12 protein-coding genes are annotated in these 16549 nt (G+C 61.2%); 3 read left to right on the forward strand and 9 right to left on the reverse strand.

Annotation, left to right across the window (positions count from 1 at the left end; genetic code table 11):
* Positions 1-63 precede the first annotated feature (63 nt).
* Together KTF55_RS07670 and KTF55_RS07675 are read right to left on the reverse strand one after the other, a co-directional pair.
* Complete coding sequence (locus KTF55_RS07670) at positions 64-2964, reverse strand: ATP-dependent helicase (RefSeq protein ID WP_117847888.1); 2901 nt, start codon at positions 2962-2964, stop codon at positions 64-66.
* Positions 2965-3259: 295 nt separating this feature from the next.
* Positions 3260-4240, reverse strand: coding sequence for an undecaprenyl-diphosphate phosphatase (locus KTF55_RS07675; protein WP_117847886.1), 981 nt, complete (start codon positions 4238-4240; stop codon positions 3260-3262).
* A 247-nt stretch (positions 4241-4487) separates the two neighbouring features.
* On the opposite strand from KTF55_RS07675, the gene KTF55_RS07680 reads away from it, so the two are divergent.
* Positions 4488-4925, forward strand: a complete 438-nt coding sequence (locus KTF55_RS07680) for a universal stress protein (protein WP_006235921.1) — start codon at positions 4488-4490, stop codon at positions 4923-4925.
* Between the two features lie 315 nt (positions 4926-5240).
* On the opposite strand, the gene KTF55_RS07685 is transcribed toward KTF55_RS07680, so the two are convergent.
* From KTF55_RS07685 to KTF55_RS07700, 4 genes are all read right to left on the reverse strand, one after another.
* Positions 5241-6284, reverse strand: a complete 1044-nt coding sequence (locus KTF55_RS07685) for a sensor histidine kinase (protein WP_117847885.1) — start codon at positions 6282-6284, stop codon at positions 5241-5243.
* A gap of 9 nt (positions 6285-6293) precedes the next feature.
* A complete protein-coding gene (locus KTF55_RS07690; RefSeq protein ID WP_217108240.1) occupies positions 6294-6965 on the reverse strand; it encodes a response regulator transcription factor in 672 nt (223 codons plus the stop codon).
* Between the two features lie 170 nt (positions 6966-7135).
* Complete coding sequence (locus KTF55_RS07695) at positions 7136-8266, reverse strand: aminotransferase (protein ID WP_217108241.1); 1131 nt, start codon at positions 8264-8266, stop codon at positions 7136-7138.
* A gap of 24 nt (positions 8267-8290) precedes the next feature.
* Positions 8291-9322 carry an ornithine cyclodeaminase family protein gene (locus tag KTF55_RS07700; protein ID WP_217108242.1) on the reverse strand — a complete coding sequence of 344 codons (1032 nt, stop codon included), beginning with the start codon at positions 9320-9322 and terminating at the stop codon, positions 8291-8293.
* 217 nt (positions 9323-9539) lie between these two features.
* On the opposite strand from KTF55_RS07700, the gene KTF55_RS07705 reads away from it, so the two are divergent.
* A complete protein-coding gene (locus KTF55_RS07705) occupies positions 9540-10721 on the forward strand; it encodes a PucR family transcriptional regulator (protein WP_217108243.1) in 1182 nt (393 codons plus the stop codon).
* Positions 10722-10739: 18 nt separating this feature from the next.
* On the opposite strand, the gene KTF55_RS07710 is transcribed toward KTF55_RS07705, so the two are convergent.
* Together KTF55_RS07710 and purH are read right to left on the reverse strand one after the other, a co-directional pair.
* Positions 10740-11474 carry a hypothetical protein gene (locus tag KTF55_RS07710; RefSeq protein ID WP_217108244.1) on the reverse strand — a complete coding sequence of 245 codons (735 nt, stop codon included), beginning with the start codon at positions 11472-11474 and terminating at the stop codon, positions 10740-10742.
* Between the two features lie 81 nt (positions 11475-11555).
* Positions 11556-13163: a bifunctional phosphoribosylaminoimidazolecarboxamide formyltransferase/IMP cyclohydrolase gene (gene purH / locus KTF55_RS07715; RefSeq protein WP_195240725.1), complete on the reverse strand. Its 1608-nt coding sequence runs from the start codon at positions 13161-13163 to the stop codon at positions 11556-11558.
* A gap of 277 nt (positions 13164-13440) precedes the next feature.
* On the opposite strand from purH, the gene KTF55_RS07720 reads away from it, so the two are divergent.
* Complete coding sequence (locus KTF55_RS07720; RefSeq protein ID WP_055310399.1) at positions 13441-14082, forward strand: GNAT family N-acetyltransferase; 642 nt, start codon at positions 13441-13443, stop codon at positions 14080-14082.
* Positions 14083-14271: 189 nt separating this feature from the next.
* On the opposite strand, the gene KTF55_RS07725 is transcribed toward KTF55_RS07720, so the two are convergent.
* Positions 14272-16215, reverse strand: a complete 1944-nt coding sequence (locus KTF55_RS07725; protein WP_217108245.1) for a DUF2207 domain-containing protein — start codon at positions 16213-16215, stop codon at positions 14272-14274.
* Positions 16216-16549: the final 334 nt, after the last annotated feature.

Genomic DNA, 16549 nt, shown 5'->3' on the forward strand with positions numbered 1-16549 from the left:
CGTGCGAGCAGGACTGCCCGAGCAGGCGATGTTGCCCCATACGCCCGCCCAGGTCCGCCGGGATCACGACAGCTTGACGATCGGAGCAAAGCCCTTCATAAGCTTTTTGGTCTGGCCGGTCTTTTCGAATTGGACCTCGATCATGTCTCCGACGACCGAGAGCACGGTACCCGTGCCAAAAGTCTTGTGGCTCACGGTATCGCCCGCGGCAAAGTCCTGCGATGCGCTGGCACGATCGACCTTGCGCTCCACCGTCGGGGACACCTTGGACGACGGCTTTTTGGCTCGCGGCGCACCCGAACCAAAGGTCGAGGCAACACGGCCGGCATCGGGCGAAACCCCACGATGGCGCTCGGTCCCGTAGCTGCTGCCGCCAAAGAAATCGTCAAAGCTCGATCCACCACGTGAACCAGAACCGCCGGTCGAGCGCGTATGCGAACCAAACACCTTGCCGCCATACATGTCCGAGCCCATACCCGATCCAAAGGTGCCGTGTCGGTCGCCGCGTTTCTCCCAGCCCGTGCCCTCAAAACCGGCAGAACCGATGCCGCTAAACTCGATATCCTCAAACGGAATCTCGTTGAGGAAGCGCGAGCGCGGGTTGGCAGAGGTCGAGCCGTAGGTGCGACGCGTGGCCGCATAGGTCAGGAACAGGCGCTTGCGAGCACGCGTGATGGCGACGTAGGCCAAGCGACGCTCCTCCTCGAGCTTGCCCGGATCGTCACTACCGCCAAAGTCGTGCACGTGCGGGAAGATACCCTCCTCCATGCCGGCCACGAACACCGCCGGGAACTCCAGGCCCTTGGCGGAGTGGATGGTCATCATGGTAATGGCATGCGTCTCGCCGGCCAGGGAATCCAAGTCGGAGCGCAGGGCCAGCCACTCCATGAGCGCCGGCAGCGCCTTACAGGTGAGCGGACCGTAGGTGCGCTCGATCTCGTCGGCATGCACGGCACCCGCCGGCATCTCCGTCGGCGCGGCATACGCGTTGCCCGCGATGGCGGCGGCCAGGGCATCCTGCGGAGACAGCGCCGGAGCGGCCAAGCTATCGAGCGGATTGGAGCCCGCGGCGTCACGCGCGCCAACGAGCGCCTCAAACGAGGATACCGGGGCAGATGGCCCCGGTTCGGGCGCAGGCGCGCTCACCACGACAGGCTCGGGCTCGGCGCTAGCAGGCACATCGGCAACACCGGCAGCGCGCAGCTCTTCCAAGCTCTCGAGCGTACCTTCGATATCCTCGTGCGTCTCCTCAAATTCGGCGGCGACGCCCAGGAATTCCTGGATGTTCTCGGCGCGGCTCTCGGACTCCATGGTGCCCTCGGCGCGGAAAGCCTGCAGTAGGCCCGTCTTATCGACAATCATCTCGACAACGTCCTTGAGCTCGCCGTCCATGCGGCGACCCTCGCGCACCAGCGACACAAAGCTCGACAGGCCATTGCGCACCTTGGCGCTAAACATACCGGTCTCGGCGCACGCGATCTCGCAGGCCTGGAAGAACGAGCAGCGGTTGTCGCGCGCCAGCTGCTCGATCTTTTGGATCGAGGTGGAGCCGATACCACGGCGAGGTGTGTTGATGACGCGCTTGACGCTCATCTCGTCGGCCGGGTTCACGATCATCTTGAGGTAGGCCATGACGTCGCGGATCTCGGCACGGTCGAAGAATCGCGTGCCGCCCACAATCTTGTAGGGCACGCCCGCGCGCAGGAACATATCTTCGAGAATACGCGACTGGGCGTTGGTACGGTAGAACACGGCGATGTCGTCGTAGCTCGTGCCCTTGGAGTGCAGCTTCTCGATCTCACCGGCAATCCAGCGGCCCTCGTCGCGCTCATCGCTCGCCTGGAAGGCCTGGATCTTCTCGCCATCGCCCTCGGCCGTAAACAGGCGCTTGTCCTTGCGCTGCGAGTTGTGGCGCACCACGGCGTTGGCGGCGCTCAGGATGTGACCCGTGGAACGATAGTTCTGCTCCAGCTTGACGGTCTTGCAGTTTTTAAAGTCCTTCTCAAAGTCCAAGATGTTGGTGATGTCGGCGCCACGCCAGCTATAAATGGACTGGTCATCGTCGCCTACGACCATGAGGTTTTGGTACTTGGCGGCCAGCAGGTTGGCGATCTCGTACTGGACGTGGTTGGTGTCCTGATACTCGTCGACGCTAATGTAGCGGAAGCGCTCTTGGTACTTATCGAGCACCTCGGGACGGGTGCGCAGCAGCTCGAGCGCGCGCACGAGCAGGTCGTCGAAGTCCATCGCATTGGCGGCGCGCAGGCGGCGCTCCAGCTCTAGGTAGACCTGCGCGGCCTTTTTGTCGTTGGGGCTATCGGCGCTCTTGAGCATGTCCTCGGGGCCGATCATGGCGTTTTTGGCCGAGCTGATCTTGCTGCGGATCATGTTGATGGGGAACTGCTTTTGCTCGATGCCGAGCGCCTGCATAATGTCACGCACCATGCGCTTTGAGTCATCGTCATCGTAGATGGTGAACTGGCCGGTGTAGCCCAGCAGGTCGGCGTCCTCGCGCAGCATGCGCACACACATGGCATGGAAGGTGCACACCCACATACCGCGGGTGCCGCTGGGGATGAGCGCTGCCAGACGCTCGCGCATCTCTGCCGCGGCCTTGTTGGTAAACGTGATGGCAAGAACCTGCCAAGGCTTAACGCCCAGATCGCCGAGCATATGTGCGATGCGGAAGGTCAAGACGCGGGTCTTGCCCGAGCCGGCGCCGGCGAGCACCAGCAACGGGCCCTCGGTGGTCAGGACGGCCTCGCGCTGGGCGGGATTAAGGCTGTCGATGTCGACGAGCGGCTTGGCGGGCTTGGGCGACGGCACGGGAGCGTCGTAGATGTCGAGCGGAACGAGCTCGGGCTCCGGCGCAGCGGGGGCGGTGTATGCATCGAACGGCACGGGTTCCGGCGCGGGCGGAACGGGTACCGTGGCGTTCTTTTCCCAGGGCAGGGGCTGGGTCATGGGCGACTCCTCATCTGACGGACGGCGCGCCTGCGGGCGGCGCCATAGTTTGAGCCGTACCAGTATACCGAGCCGCGCGGACACCGACGCAAATCACACCACGACTCCGTGCGCCACCGTCAGGCCCGCCCCAGCGGATTTGGTGCAATGGAGCCACCGATGTCACGGCAACGGCAGCGAGCGGCGGCCAGAACGAACAAATTGGCATGAAAAGAGGGCGGCATAGACCTTTTGGTCATGCCACCCTCTTTGAATGACAAGTTGTCGTTCTGGCCGCCGCGCAGCGTCAACCAAGTTACAGGCCGAGCATAGGCTCCAAGACGAAGAAGTACGCAAGCACCACGATGCCCAGAATGATGCGGTAGACGCCGAAGCACTTGAAGTCGTGACGGCGGACGAAGCCCATAAGCCACTTGATGGCGATGAGCGAAACCACAAAGGCCACAACGCAGCCCACGCCCAGGATGGCGACCTCGTTGGCACCGAACGTACCGCCCTTGATGAAATACTTGACCAGCTTGAGCGCACTCGCGCCAAACATGACAGGGATGGCCAGGAAGAACGTAAACTTGGACGCCACCGAACGCGTGCAGCCCAAAAGCAGGCCGCCGATGATGGTGGAACCGGAGCGCGACGTGCCCGGAATCAGCGAGAGCACCTGGAAGCATCCGATGCCCAGTGCGGTCTTCCAACTCAGGTCCTCGAGCGTGGTGATGGAACCAAAGTCCAGATCCTCGTCATCGCCCTCATCCTCAGCGGTAGCCGCGGCGGGCGCCGCAAAGTGCGCACCGGCGGGACGTCCACCCGACACCACAGCACGCGAACCAAACGAACCGGCAACGGCCATTTCCTCGCGCTTGTTCGCGCGCCAGTTCTCGATCACGATAAACAGCACGCCGTACACAATGAGCGCCAGCGCCACGACGGGAGCATTGTAGAAATGCTCCTCCATCCAGTCGTTGAGCGGCAGGCCGATCGCCGCGGCGGGAATGCAGCCGAGCACAATCTTGCCCCACAGCACCCAGGTGTCGCGACGGCCCTCCTTACCCTTGCTGGGCGAGAACGGGTTGAGCTCATGGAAGAACAGCACACAGACGGCCAGAATGGCGCCGAGCTGAATCACAACCAGGAACATATTCCAGAACGTCTCGCTCACGTTCATCTTGACGAACTCGTCCACCAAGATCATGTGACCGGTCGACGAAACAGGCAGCCATTCGGTGATGCCCTCGACCAGGCCCATGAAGGCAGATTTTAGAAGCTCGATGATATCCAAAGGGACCCCCTCGTTAGACACCCGCCGATATTGTTCTGCGGACGGTGCGGGCGATGTCCCATTATCAACCGTTCGGGCGCGCCTGCGCCTACCCTTACCAAAAAACTCGTCCGTTCACAGAATTGCGAGCGGTCAAACCGAAATCCTTGGGTATAACTGCAACAAGATAAAGTGTCCGGCGGCCAACGCGCCCGCGCCCGCCCGACGCACGAGCCCCGCGCCCGTGCGATAGACCAAGGAGGAAACCATGAACGAGGGCTACACCAAGGTATTTGTTTCACTCGACGGTACTGAGCAGCAGGATTTTGTGCTCGCACGCGCCATCAAGGTCGCCGCGAACAACGGCGCCAAGCTAATCATCGGCCACGTTATCGATTCCACGGCACTCGAGAGCGCCGGTTCCTATCCGGTCGATCTGGTCAACGGCCTAGAGGAGGCGTTTAAGAACTCCATCGCCAAGCAGCTCGAAGAGGCTAAGGCCAATCCCGACATCCCCGAGGTCGAGGTCATGATTCGCGCCGGCCGCATTCGCGAGACGCTTAAGGACGAGATGCTCGACGTGGTTAAGCCCGACCTGGTGCTCTGCGGCGCCCGCGGCCTGTCCTCGATCAAGTATGCGCTGCTGGGTTCGATTTCGACGTTCCTGCTGCGCAATACGGACTGCGACATCTTAGTCGTGAAGTAGCGTTGCTCCCACCGGCCGCGGGGCCTGCGGGGTTTCCACGGGCACGTCCTCGCCGCGTTGCGGCTGCGGGATGTGCCCTTAGGAAACCCCTCCCGGCCCCGCGGCCTTCGCAGCCTTGCTTCAACGAGTTGTCTGATGGAAAAATGGCGTGCCGCCCCGTTTGGGGCGGCACGTTTTGTTTGGGGCGACACGTTTTTGTTATGGGGGATTCATTTGAGCCCCCATAGTTGTGTTCACGTTCGGGAACATAGCGCCAATTGCCTTAGCTATGTTCACGTTCGGGAACATTGCCGTCCGCACCGCAAGACGGCCCGACTACTCGAAATATTGGAACTTGTTGGTTGAGAAGGCGAATGTTACGACGAAGCCTTCGCCCGGCTCCGATGCCGCGGTGACGTCGATGCCCATCTTGGAGCACAGGCGCGCCACCAGGTAGAGGCCGATGCCCGTTGCACGCTTGGTGGTGCGGCCGTTGTCGCCGGTAAAACCCTTCTCGAACACACGCGGCAGGTCGGCCGCGCTCACGCCGCAGCCGTTGTCCGCAACGGTAAGCTCGATGCGCTCGCTTGCCAGGCCCTCGTCCAGCAACGCGCCCGAAAACACGATCTTCGCGCCGTCCTCGCACGCATATTTAATGCTGTTCTGAATGAGCTGGCCCAGAATAAACTCGAGCCACTTCTCGTCGGTAAAGACCTCGAAGTCGAGGTTCTCGCACACCGGGGCCACATGCGCCGCAATGAGCTCGCGCGCGTTGGCTTTAATCGCGCCCGTCACCAAGGTCTTAAGGTCCCAGCGGCGAATCAGGTAGTCGCGTTCCACGACTTCCGAGCGCGCGTAGTACAGCGCTTGATCGATATAGCGCTCCACGCGGGCAAGCTCGCGACCGAGGTCATCTACGCGCGACAGATCATCTTCGCTGCCGTCCAGGTTTTCCAAAATCAGATGGGCTGCCGCCAGAGGCAGCTTGGCCTCGTGGACCCAGCTCTCGATATAGTCGCGATAGTCATCGGTCTGGCGCCTGCCTTCGGCAACCTCGTCACAAGCGGCTTTGCCCACCCGGCGCAAGACCTCGTACTCGAGCTCGCCCTCGGCATAAGTCGGGCACTGCACCATCTCCTGCACCCATGCGGGGCTTTCCAGCTCCTCGGCCGCGCGCTCCAGCTGGTGCAAAAATCGACGACGGCGCGCGTACTCGATCACGATGCCGAGCATGCCAAAGATGAAGGACACGCCAACCGCCACGACCACGATGGAAACGGGTGCGCCGGCGACCGTCAGCACAAAGCAGCTCAGCAGCACGCCGCACGTCCACACGGCGACGGGAAGCAGCGCATCTTTAAAGAACTTGCCAAACGACATAGCCGGCCCCTAGACCGAATAGCCCTGGCCGCGATGCGTGGTCAAATACCCCTTGATGCCGATTTTTTCGAGCGTGGTACGCAGGCGGTTGATGTTGACGGTGAGCGTATTGTCGTCCACAAAGGCGTCGGAGTCCCACAGGTCCTGCATGATGGCCGAGCGCGAAACGATCTTGCCCGCGCGGCTCAGAAGCAGCGAGAGGATACGCAGCTCGTTTTTGGTGAGCTCGGTGCTGGTGCCCGTTTGCGTGTTGGTGACCATGGAGCGTGCGAGGTCAATCTCCAGTCCCTTGTGGACGAGCGTGCTGCGCTCGCCCGCCGCCGCGGTGCGACGCAGCAAGGCATTGATGCGCGCCACGAGCACACGGGCGCTATAGGGCTTGGGAACAAAGTCGTCCGCGCCGAGCGTCATGGCCATGACCTCGTCGATCTCGGTCGTGCGCGACGTGAGGACGATGATGGGGACCTCGGATTCGCGGCGAACCTCGTGGCAGATATGCTGGCCGTCCTTGACGGGAAGCGTGAGGTCGAGCAGCACCAGGTCGGGCGCGGCGGCGAGAATATCGCGCGAGACATGCTCAAACGATTCGCAGGCCTCGATTTCAAACCCGGCGCGGGCAAGGATGTCGATAAGCTCACGACGAATGGGCTCGTCGTCCTCAACGACATAGATCAGCGCCATGTGTCCTCCCATTTCGCGTAACTTGCACCTTTCACACCATTATGCCCACAGCGTCGCAGCGATACGACCCCGTGGGCACCTAATGTGACAAAAGCGTTCGGTAGTCTTGAGAGAAAATAGGGGCCGACCGGTCCTAAACCGATCGGCCCCATCACTTCGACCTCGAGCCTCTACTCGAGCGTACGTATGTACGCGGAGATGGCATCTAGGCCCTTCTGCAGGTCATCGGTGTTATCGGAGTATGCATAGCCGATGCGCATGCTCTTGGGCTCCTCGAAGCAATCACCCGGGGTGACGAGTGCGCCGGACTTCTTAATCATGTCGGTGCAGAACGTCCTGGAGTCGATGTCGTAGTCGTAATACACGAGCGCGGTGGTACCCGCCTCGGGCTTGACGAACGACAGGTGCGGCTCGCTCTCGACCCACTTCTCCAGAACAGCAAGGTTCTGACGGACGATGCGACGGCTGCGCTCAAGAATCACGGAAGCGTTGCCCAGAATCAGCTCCGCCACCGACTCGCTGAATATGCCGGCGGAAATCAGGTTGTAGTCGCGATGCGAGAGCAGCGCACGACGGAGCTCCGGGCTCTTGGTGACCGCCCAGCCCAGACGCAGGCCGGCGAACGACCAGACCTTGGACATGGATGCGGTGACGATGGCCTTGTCGTACAGGTCGACCACGGACTCGCAGTACTCATCCGTCTGAGTAAGCAGACGGTAGACCTCGTCGCAGAGCACCCACGCGTCGTGTTTGCGTGCGACCTCGACAATCGCCTTGAGCGTATCGGTGTCGAGCAGGGCGCCCGTGGGGTTGTCCGGGTTATTGATGCAGATGAGCTTGGTATCGTCGGTCACCAGGGCATCGAGCGCGTCGACGTCGACGTGATAGCCGTTCTTGCGATCGAGCTGAAGGATATCGACCTTCGCACCACACATCTCGGGAATCGAGTAAAGCTGCTGGTAGGTGGGCTTGACGGAGACTACGTGATCGCCCGGTTCGACGAGCGTGGAAATAACCAGGGAGTTGGCACCGGTCGCGCCGTGCGTGGGCACGATATGCCCGGGCTCGACCGTCTTATAGAGACGCGCGACCCCCTCGAGGAAGCCGGGCTGCCCCTCGATGTCTCCGTAGGTGAATCGGCGCGAGCACAGGCTATCGAGCCACGCCTTCTTGTCAGTGTTCGTATGCTCGAACAGCTGGTCGAGCGTGAGGGAGTAGACGCACGTCTCTGCAACGTTGTGGGTGCACTTGGTCTCCCACTCGTTCATCCACTGCTCGACGGCGAAATCCTTGATCTGCATTGTCGTTTCCTTTCCTTGACTTTCTTACAGCTCCACCACGGTACCCAGCCCCGCCTCGACGGCGCGGTCGTAGGCGATTTTCGATGCCGAAAGGTCCTGAACGGCGATGCCCGACGTATCGAACACCGTCACCTGCTCGTCATCCGAGCGCCCCGTAGCCGCGCCGGCGATGACTTCGCCGAGCTCCGCTTTGATGTCCTCGGGCGTGATGGCGCCCTCGGCAACCGGAATCTCCAGCTCACCGGACGCGACCGATTGCTCGCGGTCGTCGACGTAAACAGCGGCACGGGCGACAAGCGCCGAGGCGAGCTCCTGCTTGCCGGGCATGTCGGCACCGACGCAGGAGATATGCGTACCAGGACGCACCCATGAATCGAGAATGATGGGCTTGGTCGCCGGCGTGATCGTCACGATAATGTCGGCCTCCGCCGCGGCACCTTGGCCGTCAGCCGTCGCCTCGATGGAATAGGTGGATGCCTCGCGAGCATGCTCGCAGGCGCCCAAGATATGGGCGACCTCGCCTCGCATGCGCTCGACGCGGGCCTCGGGCGCGGCATCGGAAACCGGCTCCCACACCTTGACCTCGCTCACCTTGGGACAGGCGGCGAGCACGCCCGCCACCATATAAGTGCTCATATGACCGGCACCCACAACAAGCAGTTTGGACGCATCCGCCCGAGCCAGCCACTTGGCACCGAGCGCAGCGGCGGCACCGGTGCGAAGTCCAGTGACGGCGGAGGCATTGAGCAGCGCCAACGGCTCGCCCGTCGCGTTGTCGCACAGCAGCGTGGTGCCAAAGATCTCGGGCAGCCCCTTTTTAGGATTCTGAGAGAACCAAGCGGTGAGCTTGAGGCCGAAGAGGCCGCTTCCCGCCAACTCGCCCGAGCGGATATCCATATCGGCCACGCCGGGTTCGAACTGCTCATATACCATCGGCCACGCAACACCCTTGCCCGTTGCCTTCTGGCGATATGCCTCCTCCACGGCAGCGATTGCATCCTCGATTGTCAGCACCTTGGAAACTTCCTCGACCGAAAGCACCACCATCTGCCCCATCATCGCTCCTTTCAGTGAAAGCTTTACGTTGCTTCACTGTACGGTTTAGTAACGATGCCGCCAAGGATCATTTCTTGTTGGAATCTACAACAATTCTCGATCTGATTTTTCGTTCTATCAGCAGGTATTTGAACTATTTATCGCATCAAAGGCATACGGATGTGCGATTATCCTATTTGTATAGGTACTTATTGTAATTATTTACAAGGTGATGCTGATGCTATACACCATCTCGGACTTCTCACGGGAATATGAGGGGTCAGTCCGTCTAATCGCCGGCAGCGATGGCGTCTCGCGTGCCGTCTCTGGCGTCGGGATCCTCGATTATGAACTCATGCCCGGCCTCAAGAACAAGTACCAGCGCGTCAACTTCAGCTCAGACGAGATCATCCTCAGCACTTTCCTCTATGCGAAGGACGACCCGTACCTCATCACTGAAGCCGTGAAATACCTCGTCGCCAAGGGAACGAGCGGTCTCATCATCAAAAACGTCCTGCACATCCCGATTCCCGACCAAGCCATCCGCTACGCCAACGCGCGGCACTACCCGGTCTTTCTCACGACCGACGACTCACTGTTCTTTGACAGCGTCATCTATGAGGTCAAACGGCATATCGAGCAGCTCACGTCCATCGACTTCGCGCAGCGCGAGATCGATGCCCTGAGGACAGACGTATCGCCCGAGTCCATCTGCCGACGCATCCGAGGTCTCAACCCGTCATTTCTGGACGAAGCGGTCGCCCTGTTCGCATCGTTTGCAGAGCCCCTCGACCCGCGTACGTTTTTGCAAATCGAACGTCTCTGTGCAAAATCGACCCTCGCCGGATGCCACAACATGCTGGCACCCTACGACGGAGGTTTGTTATTCGTAGCGACAAGTGACTCGGAACAGACGCTCGATGTAGAGCGAATCGTGCAGGCGCTCACGGAGCTCATCGAGGCTAGCGACATCGATGGCGGAGCGGAAGGGCTCGGCATCAGCGATATTCTGTTTGGAGACGAGGCGGTGGCGCAGGCGATCTCGCAGGCGATTTACGCACAGCGCCTATCTTGTCAACGAGCCGAGGGTCCCGTGCGCTATACGCAGCTCGGCATCCTGAGAACCGTGATGCCTTTTGCGGAAACCCCGGAGATGCGATCGTTCTCGGAGGCGATTCTCTCGCCGATACGCGAGCACGACAGTGAGCATGGCAGCGAACTGGAATCCACGCTCGCTGCATTCATCGAGAACGGCCGACGTATCGAGCAAACCGCCAAGCAGACTGGCCAGCACCCGAACACGATTCGATATCGCCTCGATAAGGTGACAGTTCTCACCGGACTGAGCTACAAATGCGCCCCGGAGATGGAGCAGCTGTCGCTCGCCTACGCAATCGAACGCGCTCGCTCGCTTCAGTAAGCCCACCCCGCCTTGAGGTTAGGAGCGGCGGGCACGGAGCTTTTCGTAGCCTTCAGCGAAGAAGGCGACCGTGGCGGCGTCGGCCTCGGCGGCGTCGGCCTCGGTTGCGGGGACCACGCCGTGCTCGTCGCTCACCAGGAACAAGGCGCCCTTGAGCTGTGCGGGAATATCTACGCGCGTGACCGGGATGCCCTTGGTCTGGGCCAGCTGCTCAATGAGCGTCGCCGTGCCGCACAGGCACTCGTCCGCTGGCGCCACAAAGGCAAGCTCGCCGTTATCGACGGCGGCGAGCAGCTCGGGCGCCACGCCGGTTTCGTCGGCCTCGGAGCGGGCCTCGGCGGAGCGGGCACGTAGCGCCTTGGCCGACGTATCGGCGAGCGGCTCGTACTCCCCCACCGTCATGGCGGCGTTGCCGTTAACGTCGATCACTAGCATGAGTACGCCGTCGTGCGCAGTGTAATCGCCCTCGGCAAGCGACCACTCAACGTGCTGCTTGGCCCAACTGAGCATGTTATGGGTAAGCGGCTCGCCCTGCACCAAGCGCTCGGACAGCGCACGAATGTGGCGGTTGAGCATGGGCACCTTTTTGTTGGACATGCGCCAGCGGCAGATAAGCGCGGGCTTGTCGAGCGTAAACTTCTCGACCGCCTCCTGATTGGCGCAAAAGTCCTCGTACGCACGCTGATCCTCGGCATTGCCAAACAGCTCGGCATCATCAATCTGGGGCATGGTCATACCTTTCGTGTTAGTCATTCCGTCCTCTTATACCAAAAAGACGGCCCTCCAAACGGAGCGACCGTCTTTTGCAGAGATTATTTTGTTTCGGGGCGAAACTTAGTGCCTAAAGTGGCGGGCGCCGGTAAACACCATAGCAATACCATGCTCGTTGCAGGCCTGAATGCTCTCGTCATCGCGCTTGGAGCCGCCGGGCTGGATGATGCAGGTCACGCCGTGTGCGGCAAGCACGTCGACGTTGTCGCGGAACGGGAAGAACGCGTCGCTTGCGCAGGCAAAGCCGCCCTTCTCCACGCCCTCGCGCTCGCAGAAGTCCTCGGCGCGCTCGCAGGCAAGTAGCGCAGAGTCAACGCGGTTAGGCTGACCCGGGCCCATGCCAATGCCGGCCTTACCCTTGGAGACCAGGATGGCGTTGGACTTAACGCCCTTGCAGACCTTCCAGGCAAACTCGAGCTCGGCCATCTCGGCGTCGGTGGGCTTGCGGTCGGTGGGGAACGTAAAGGTCGCGGGATCCTCGGTCACGTGGTCGACCTCCTGCACCAACATGCCGCCGTCGACGGAGCGCAGCTCCACCTGAGCGCCGTGGTCCACGCCGCCGGTCGCCAACACGCGCAGGTTGGGGCGCTTGGCCATGCGCTCGAGCGCCTCGGCGGTGTAGCTCGGGGCGATGATGACCTCGACGAACTGCTTGTTCTGATCGGCAAAGTGCTCAACCAGATCAAAGGGAACCTCGCGGTTGCAGGCGATGATGCCGCCGAAGGCGCTCTTGGGATCGCAGGCAAAAGCGCGGTCGTAGGCAGCCGTGATGTCCTCGGCAACGGCGGAACCGCAGGGGTTCTGGTGCTTGAGGATTACGCAGGCCGGCTCGTCGAACTCGCGGACCAGGTTCCAAGCGGCGTCGGCATCCAGATAGTTGTTGTAGCTGAGCGGCTTGCCCTGGATCTGCTTGGAGCCCACGAGCGGGAACTGCGAGCTCGCGGTGTTCTCGCAGCCCTCGGCAAAGCGATAGACTGTGGCTTTCTGCTGCGGGTTCTCGCCATAGCGCAGGTCGTCGACCTTCTCCAGCGAAATCTCGAGCTTGGCAGAGGTGTCCGCCACGTCGCTTGCCTGGGCGGCGAGCCAGCGGGAGATGGCCGTGTCGTAGGCGGCGGTGGTCTGGTAGACCTTCACCTGCAGGCGACGACGGGTGGAAAGCGTGGTGCAACCACCGGTCTCGTGCATCTCGGCCAGGACGGCATCATAGTCGGCCGGGTCGGAAATGACGGTAACGCTCGTGGCGTTCTTGGCGGCAGAGCGCAGCATGGAGGGGCCACCGATGTCGATGTGCTCGATGGCGTCCGCGAAGGTGACCTCGGGGTTGGCGACGGTCTTCTCGAACTCGTACAGGTTGACGACGACCAGATCGATCAGCTTAATGCCGTGCTGAGCCGCCTCCTGCATGTGCTGCTCGGAATCGCGGCGGGCCAGCAGCGCGCCATGAACCTTGGGGTGCAGGGTCTTAACGCGGCCGTCCATCATCTCGGGATAGCCCGTGAACTCCTCGATGGGGGTTACGGGAACGCCCGCGTCCTCGATGGCACGAGCCGTGCCGCCCGTAGAGATGATCTCGACGCCAAAGTCGTCAACCAGCGTCCGTGCGAAATCGACGACGCCCGTCTTATCGGTAACCGAGATCAACGCGCGTGCGATCTTCACATCAGATCCCATGCAGTCCTCCTGTCTGGTACGCCGCCGTGCTCTGTGAGTCGGTGATACGTCGATCTGCAGCGCTCGCGCAGCGGCATTGAAAATACTGATTTAATGTAGCGCATCGAGCGCATCGATGCACCCCGCAACGGGCGCATGTGCAGAAAAAGTTTGCGAGCGGAGGGGATGGGCATGGCACCGGGCACGGTGAGTTCATGGAACACAGGGGCACCATAATTAGATGCCAATGGCGTGGTAGAACTGTGCTCGATATGCATCCGCAAAAGAAAGAGGCACCATGGTCTCGCGGGTTCTCTACCGACCGTTTGATACCGAAGACTTCGACGCCATCGCGCTGATTCTGCAGCAGCTTTGGCATAACAATTCGGATAACGATGAGTACAACCGCCTTGAGGCCGCGTGCGACCTCGCCTATTGCCTTTCGTCGTCGACGTTTTCACAGGTTGCCGTAATCGACGGTCAGGCGCGTGGCATTTCGCTCGCGCGTGCGGGACAGAGCTCCGGCGCCACTATCAACGAGCATTGGATGGATACCGAACGCGCGCTGCTATCGCAGATGCGTGAGCTAGAGCCCGATGCGTGCGCCGAGTATCTCTCGTTTGTGCGCGCAACCATCCGAACCAACAACCGCCTGCTCGAGAGCAGCCCGTTGCCGCACGACAACGAGGTCACGCTGCTTGCCGTGGATCGCGATGTCCATGGCCTGGGCGTTGGCACGGTTCTGCTCGATGCCGCCGTCTCGCACCTGTCCTCGCTTGGAGCGACGAGGGCGCACCTGTACACCGACTCCAACTGCTCGTGGAAGTTCTACGAGCTGCACGGCTTTAAGCGCACGGCCACGCACCGCGCCAACCGCGAAGAGCGCCGTCACGACATGCCGCGCGAAAGCTTTCTCTACGAACTCGACCTAACAGCCTAAACCCAGCAGTTAGGGACGTTCCTTTTGTGCCGGCACCCCGGGACACTCCTTGGCAGCAACCGCACCTAGTCGTTGGAAACGTTCTTAAATGATTAGTTGCTGGGGACAGTCTTCGTAGGTAGCGCGTAAAAAGGGGATGGGCTTTCCCCGACGGCTGTCGAGAAAAGCCCATCCCATAATTTACGACCGTTAGAACGTTCCGCCGCCGCCTCCGCCGACGCCGCCGCCTCCGCCGCCAGAGAAGCCGCCGCCTCCGCCGCCGCCCGAGCTGTCGGAGCTCGACGCCAGCTCACGGATGCTCTCGTGATACACGTCATCGAACGAATCGAGCGGAGACTCGTTGCCGTAATGATGGTAGTACCACCAGTAGCAGGGATAATTGTCATAGAAGCCGTCGGCCTCGCGCACCTCGGGCGGCACGGCCTCGGCAAGCTGACGCAGCACTTCCTTGGAAACACCCAGCGCCACGCCCATCACCAGCAGCTTGTTCCACAGCACCAGATCGCCGGGGACGGCTTCCTTTAGACGCGTGAAGTCCTCGAGCCAATGCTTAAGTGCCTTGCAGCGAGCCGCCACCTCGGCGCCCTCCGGCGTAAAGCGGCGGAACGTAAGGCCCACGCCGATACCCACCAGCACAATCGGCACCGAGATAACCGCGGCGGTAATGTTCGCCTGCGCGCCATCGGTAAAGAAGATGGATCCCACGGGAACAAAGGCAATCAGGATACCAAGAACCAGGCAAAACACCATTGCAACAATGCCGTCCGAGGCAACGTACTCGCTATCGGCCAGCTTGCCCTTAACGGTGTTCTGATAGTCCTCGAGCTTGTCGCCCACGGGTGTAGCGTGCTGCTTGACGTAGTGCTGCAGCTCGTCGAACGTGCGCGAGCGATCGCCGTTCTCGTCAGGCTTAGCACCGGCAAAGAAGACCTTGAGCACCATGTGGTCAATGCCCTTGGCCGACTTCCAGCCCGCATCACTCACCGTCACGCGATACGTCTGCTCTTCTTTTTCACGCCCCAACAGACCCTTCTTGGCCTTGGTCACGGTCGCCTGCTCCAGCTTGATCACACGGTCGTCAGTGAGCTTCATGAGCGTGGCGATATATGCCTGATCGGGCACCTCGTTCCAGCTCATGAGGGCCGAAAGCACGGCGGGATGGTCGGCCGAAGGCACATCGCGGAAATATTCGTCCTGGAAAAGCGGCTTGGGCTTGCGCTTGCGCAGCTTGAGCATAACGATTGTGCCGGTAAAGGCCACCGCCGCAACAACACTTAGCACGGCAAGTGCATTGGCAATCATGCGAGCGTGAGCGCGGCGGGCGTTAGCTTCGTCGGCCCATTCCTTCTCTTCGCTCAGGATCGTTGACATGCGCTCTTCGCCCGAAGCGGCAAGCTGCGGCACCCAGTCGCTAGGGAAGGCGATGCGTGCCTCGGCGAATTCGCCCTGATGCACGCAGGGAATGGTATAGGTGACCATGGGTTCGTCCGCATCGAGCGATACATCGCCCGTCAGCGGGCCGTGGCCCCATGCGCGGAAGTTATCGCCCTTGACGGCCGCCGTCCCGGCAGCGGCATTTGCGAAGTACACTTCCATCTCAACGTCATCGGAGTCCGCGGACCAGCCGTCGCCCACAAACTTCCAGTAGAGCTCGGCGGTATCGGCCCAGTTCATGACCGCACCGGTCATGGTGTAGCTCACGTAATAGATCGCGCTGTCGCCGCTCTCGTGGGGGCTGAACACCTTAATCCTTACGCCGTCACCGGTCTGCTCGACCGTGTAGACGCCAGAGTCGCCCTTGTTCGCGCTATCGACTTTGTTAAACGCGGTGTCCTCTTCCTCGACACTCAGCACGTCGACGCCCGCCGTGCCGCCCTGCTGGTTGGAGCCCGTATTGATCTCCCAAAACACGCCGTTGATGTCGTCGTCGAAATCAAACTGGCGTCCCTCGACAACGGTCAGCGATCCATCGGCCTCGACCGTGGCACTGATATAGGTCTGGGTCATGGAGTAGCCGTCGGCGTGCGCGGCGACAGGCAGCAGCAACAACGCAAGCGTGACGAGCACGCAGACGGAAGCGAATCGCGCAAACAGGTGGCGCTGCCGGCTGACTTTGGCGGCGAGGGTGTTCATAGGCACATCCTTTGTCTGTAAAACCAACAGCGCCATTGTCCCACGTTTGCGGGTACGCATGGCGAACATCTAGGCGACCGGAGCGCCAAACGGGATGAAAGTCACACCAGCACCCCGGCAGCTAGTCATTGGGGACGTTCTTAAATGACTAGTCATTAGGGACACCCTTGGCATAGCCCGCCCCGGCAATAGATACCACTTCACAGCTCCGTCACAGGTGTAGCGGCTTTGTGTGGGCGCGGCACGCGCTGATTGAGCCGCCAGCCGAGGGGCATAAAGCAGTTGAGCGAAAACGGTTTGCCCCTTTGCCGTTCGCTCGAGGATCATGTCCCCC

This window comes from Collinsella sp. MSK.8.10 (assembly GCF_019041915.1).
Classification (GTDB): Bacteria; Actinomycetota; Coriobacteriia; order Coriobacteriales; family Coriobacteriaceae; genus Collinsella.

Coding starts and splice junctions, on each gene's coding strand:
- KTF55_RS07670 (WP_117847888.1), bottom strand. CDS start 2,964: ATGACCCAGCCCCTGCCCTGGGAAAAGAACGCCACGGTACCCGTTCCG.
- KTF55_RS07680 (WP_006235921.1), top strand. CDS start 4,488: ATGAACGAGGGCTACACCAAGGTATTTGTTTCACTCGACGGTACTGAG.
- KTF55_RS07685 (WP_117847885.1), bottom strand. CDS start 6,284: ATGTCGTTTGGCAAGTTCTTTAAAGATGCGCTGCTTCCCGTCGCCGTG.
- KTF55_RS07690 (WP_217108240.1), bottom strand. CDS start 6,965: ATGGCGCTGATCTATGTCGTTGAGGACGACGAGCCCATTCGTCGTGAG.
- KTF55_RS07695 (WP_217108241.1), bottom strand. CDS start 8,266: ATGCAGATCAAGGATTTCGCCGTCGAGCAGTGGATGAACGAGTGGGAG.
- KTF55_RS07700 (WP_217108242.1), bottom strand. CDS start 9,322: ATGGGGCAGATGGTGGTGCTTTCGGTCGAGGAAGTTTCCAAGGTGCTG.
- KTF55_RS07705 (WP_217108243.1), top strand. CDS start 9,540: ATGCTATACACCATCTCGGACTTCTCACGGGAATATGAGGGGTCAGTC.
- KTF55_RS07710 (WP_217108244.1), bottom strand. CDS start 11,474: ATGACTAACACGAAAGGTATGACCATGCCCCAGATTGATGATGCCGAG.
- purH (WP_195240725.1), bottom strand. CDS start 13,163: ATGGGATCTGATGTGAAGATCGCACGCGCGTTGATCTCGGTTACCGAT.
- KTF55_RS07720 (WP_055310399.1), top strand. CDS start 13,441: ATGGTCTCGCGGGTTCTCTACCGACCGTTTGATACCGAAGACTTCGAC.
- KTF55_RS07725 (WP_217108245.1), bottom strand. CDS start 16,215: ATGAACACCCTCGCCGCCAAAGTCAGCCGGCAGCGCCACCTGTTTGCG.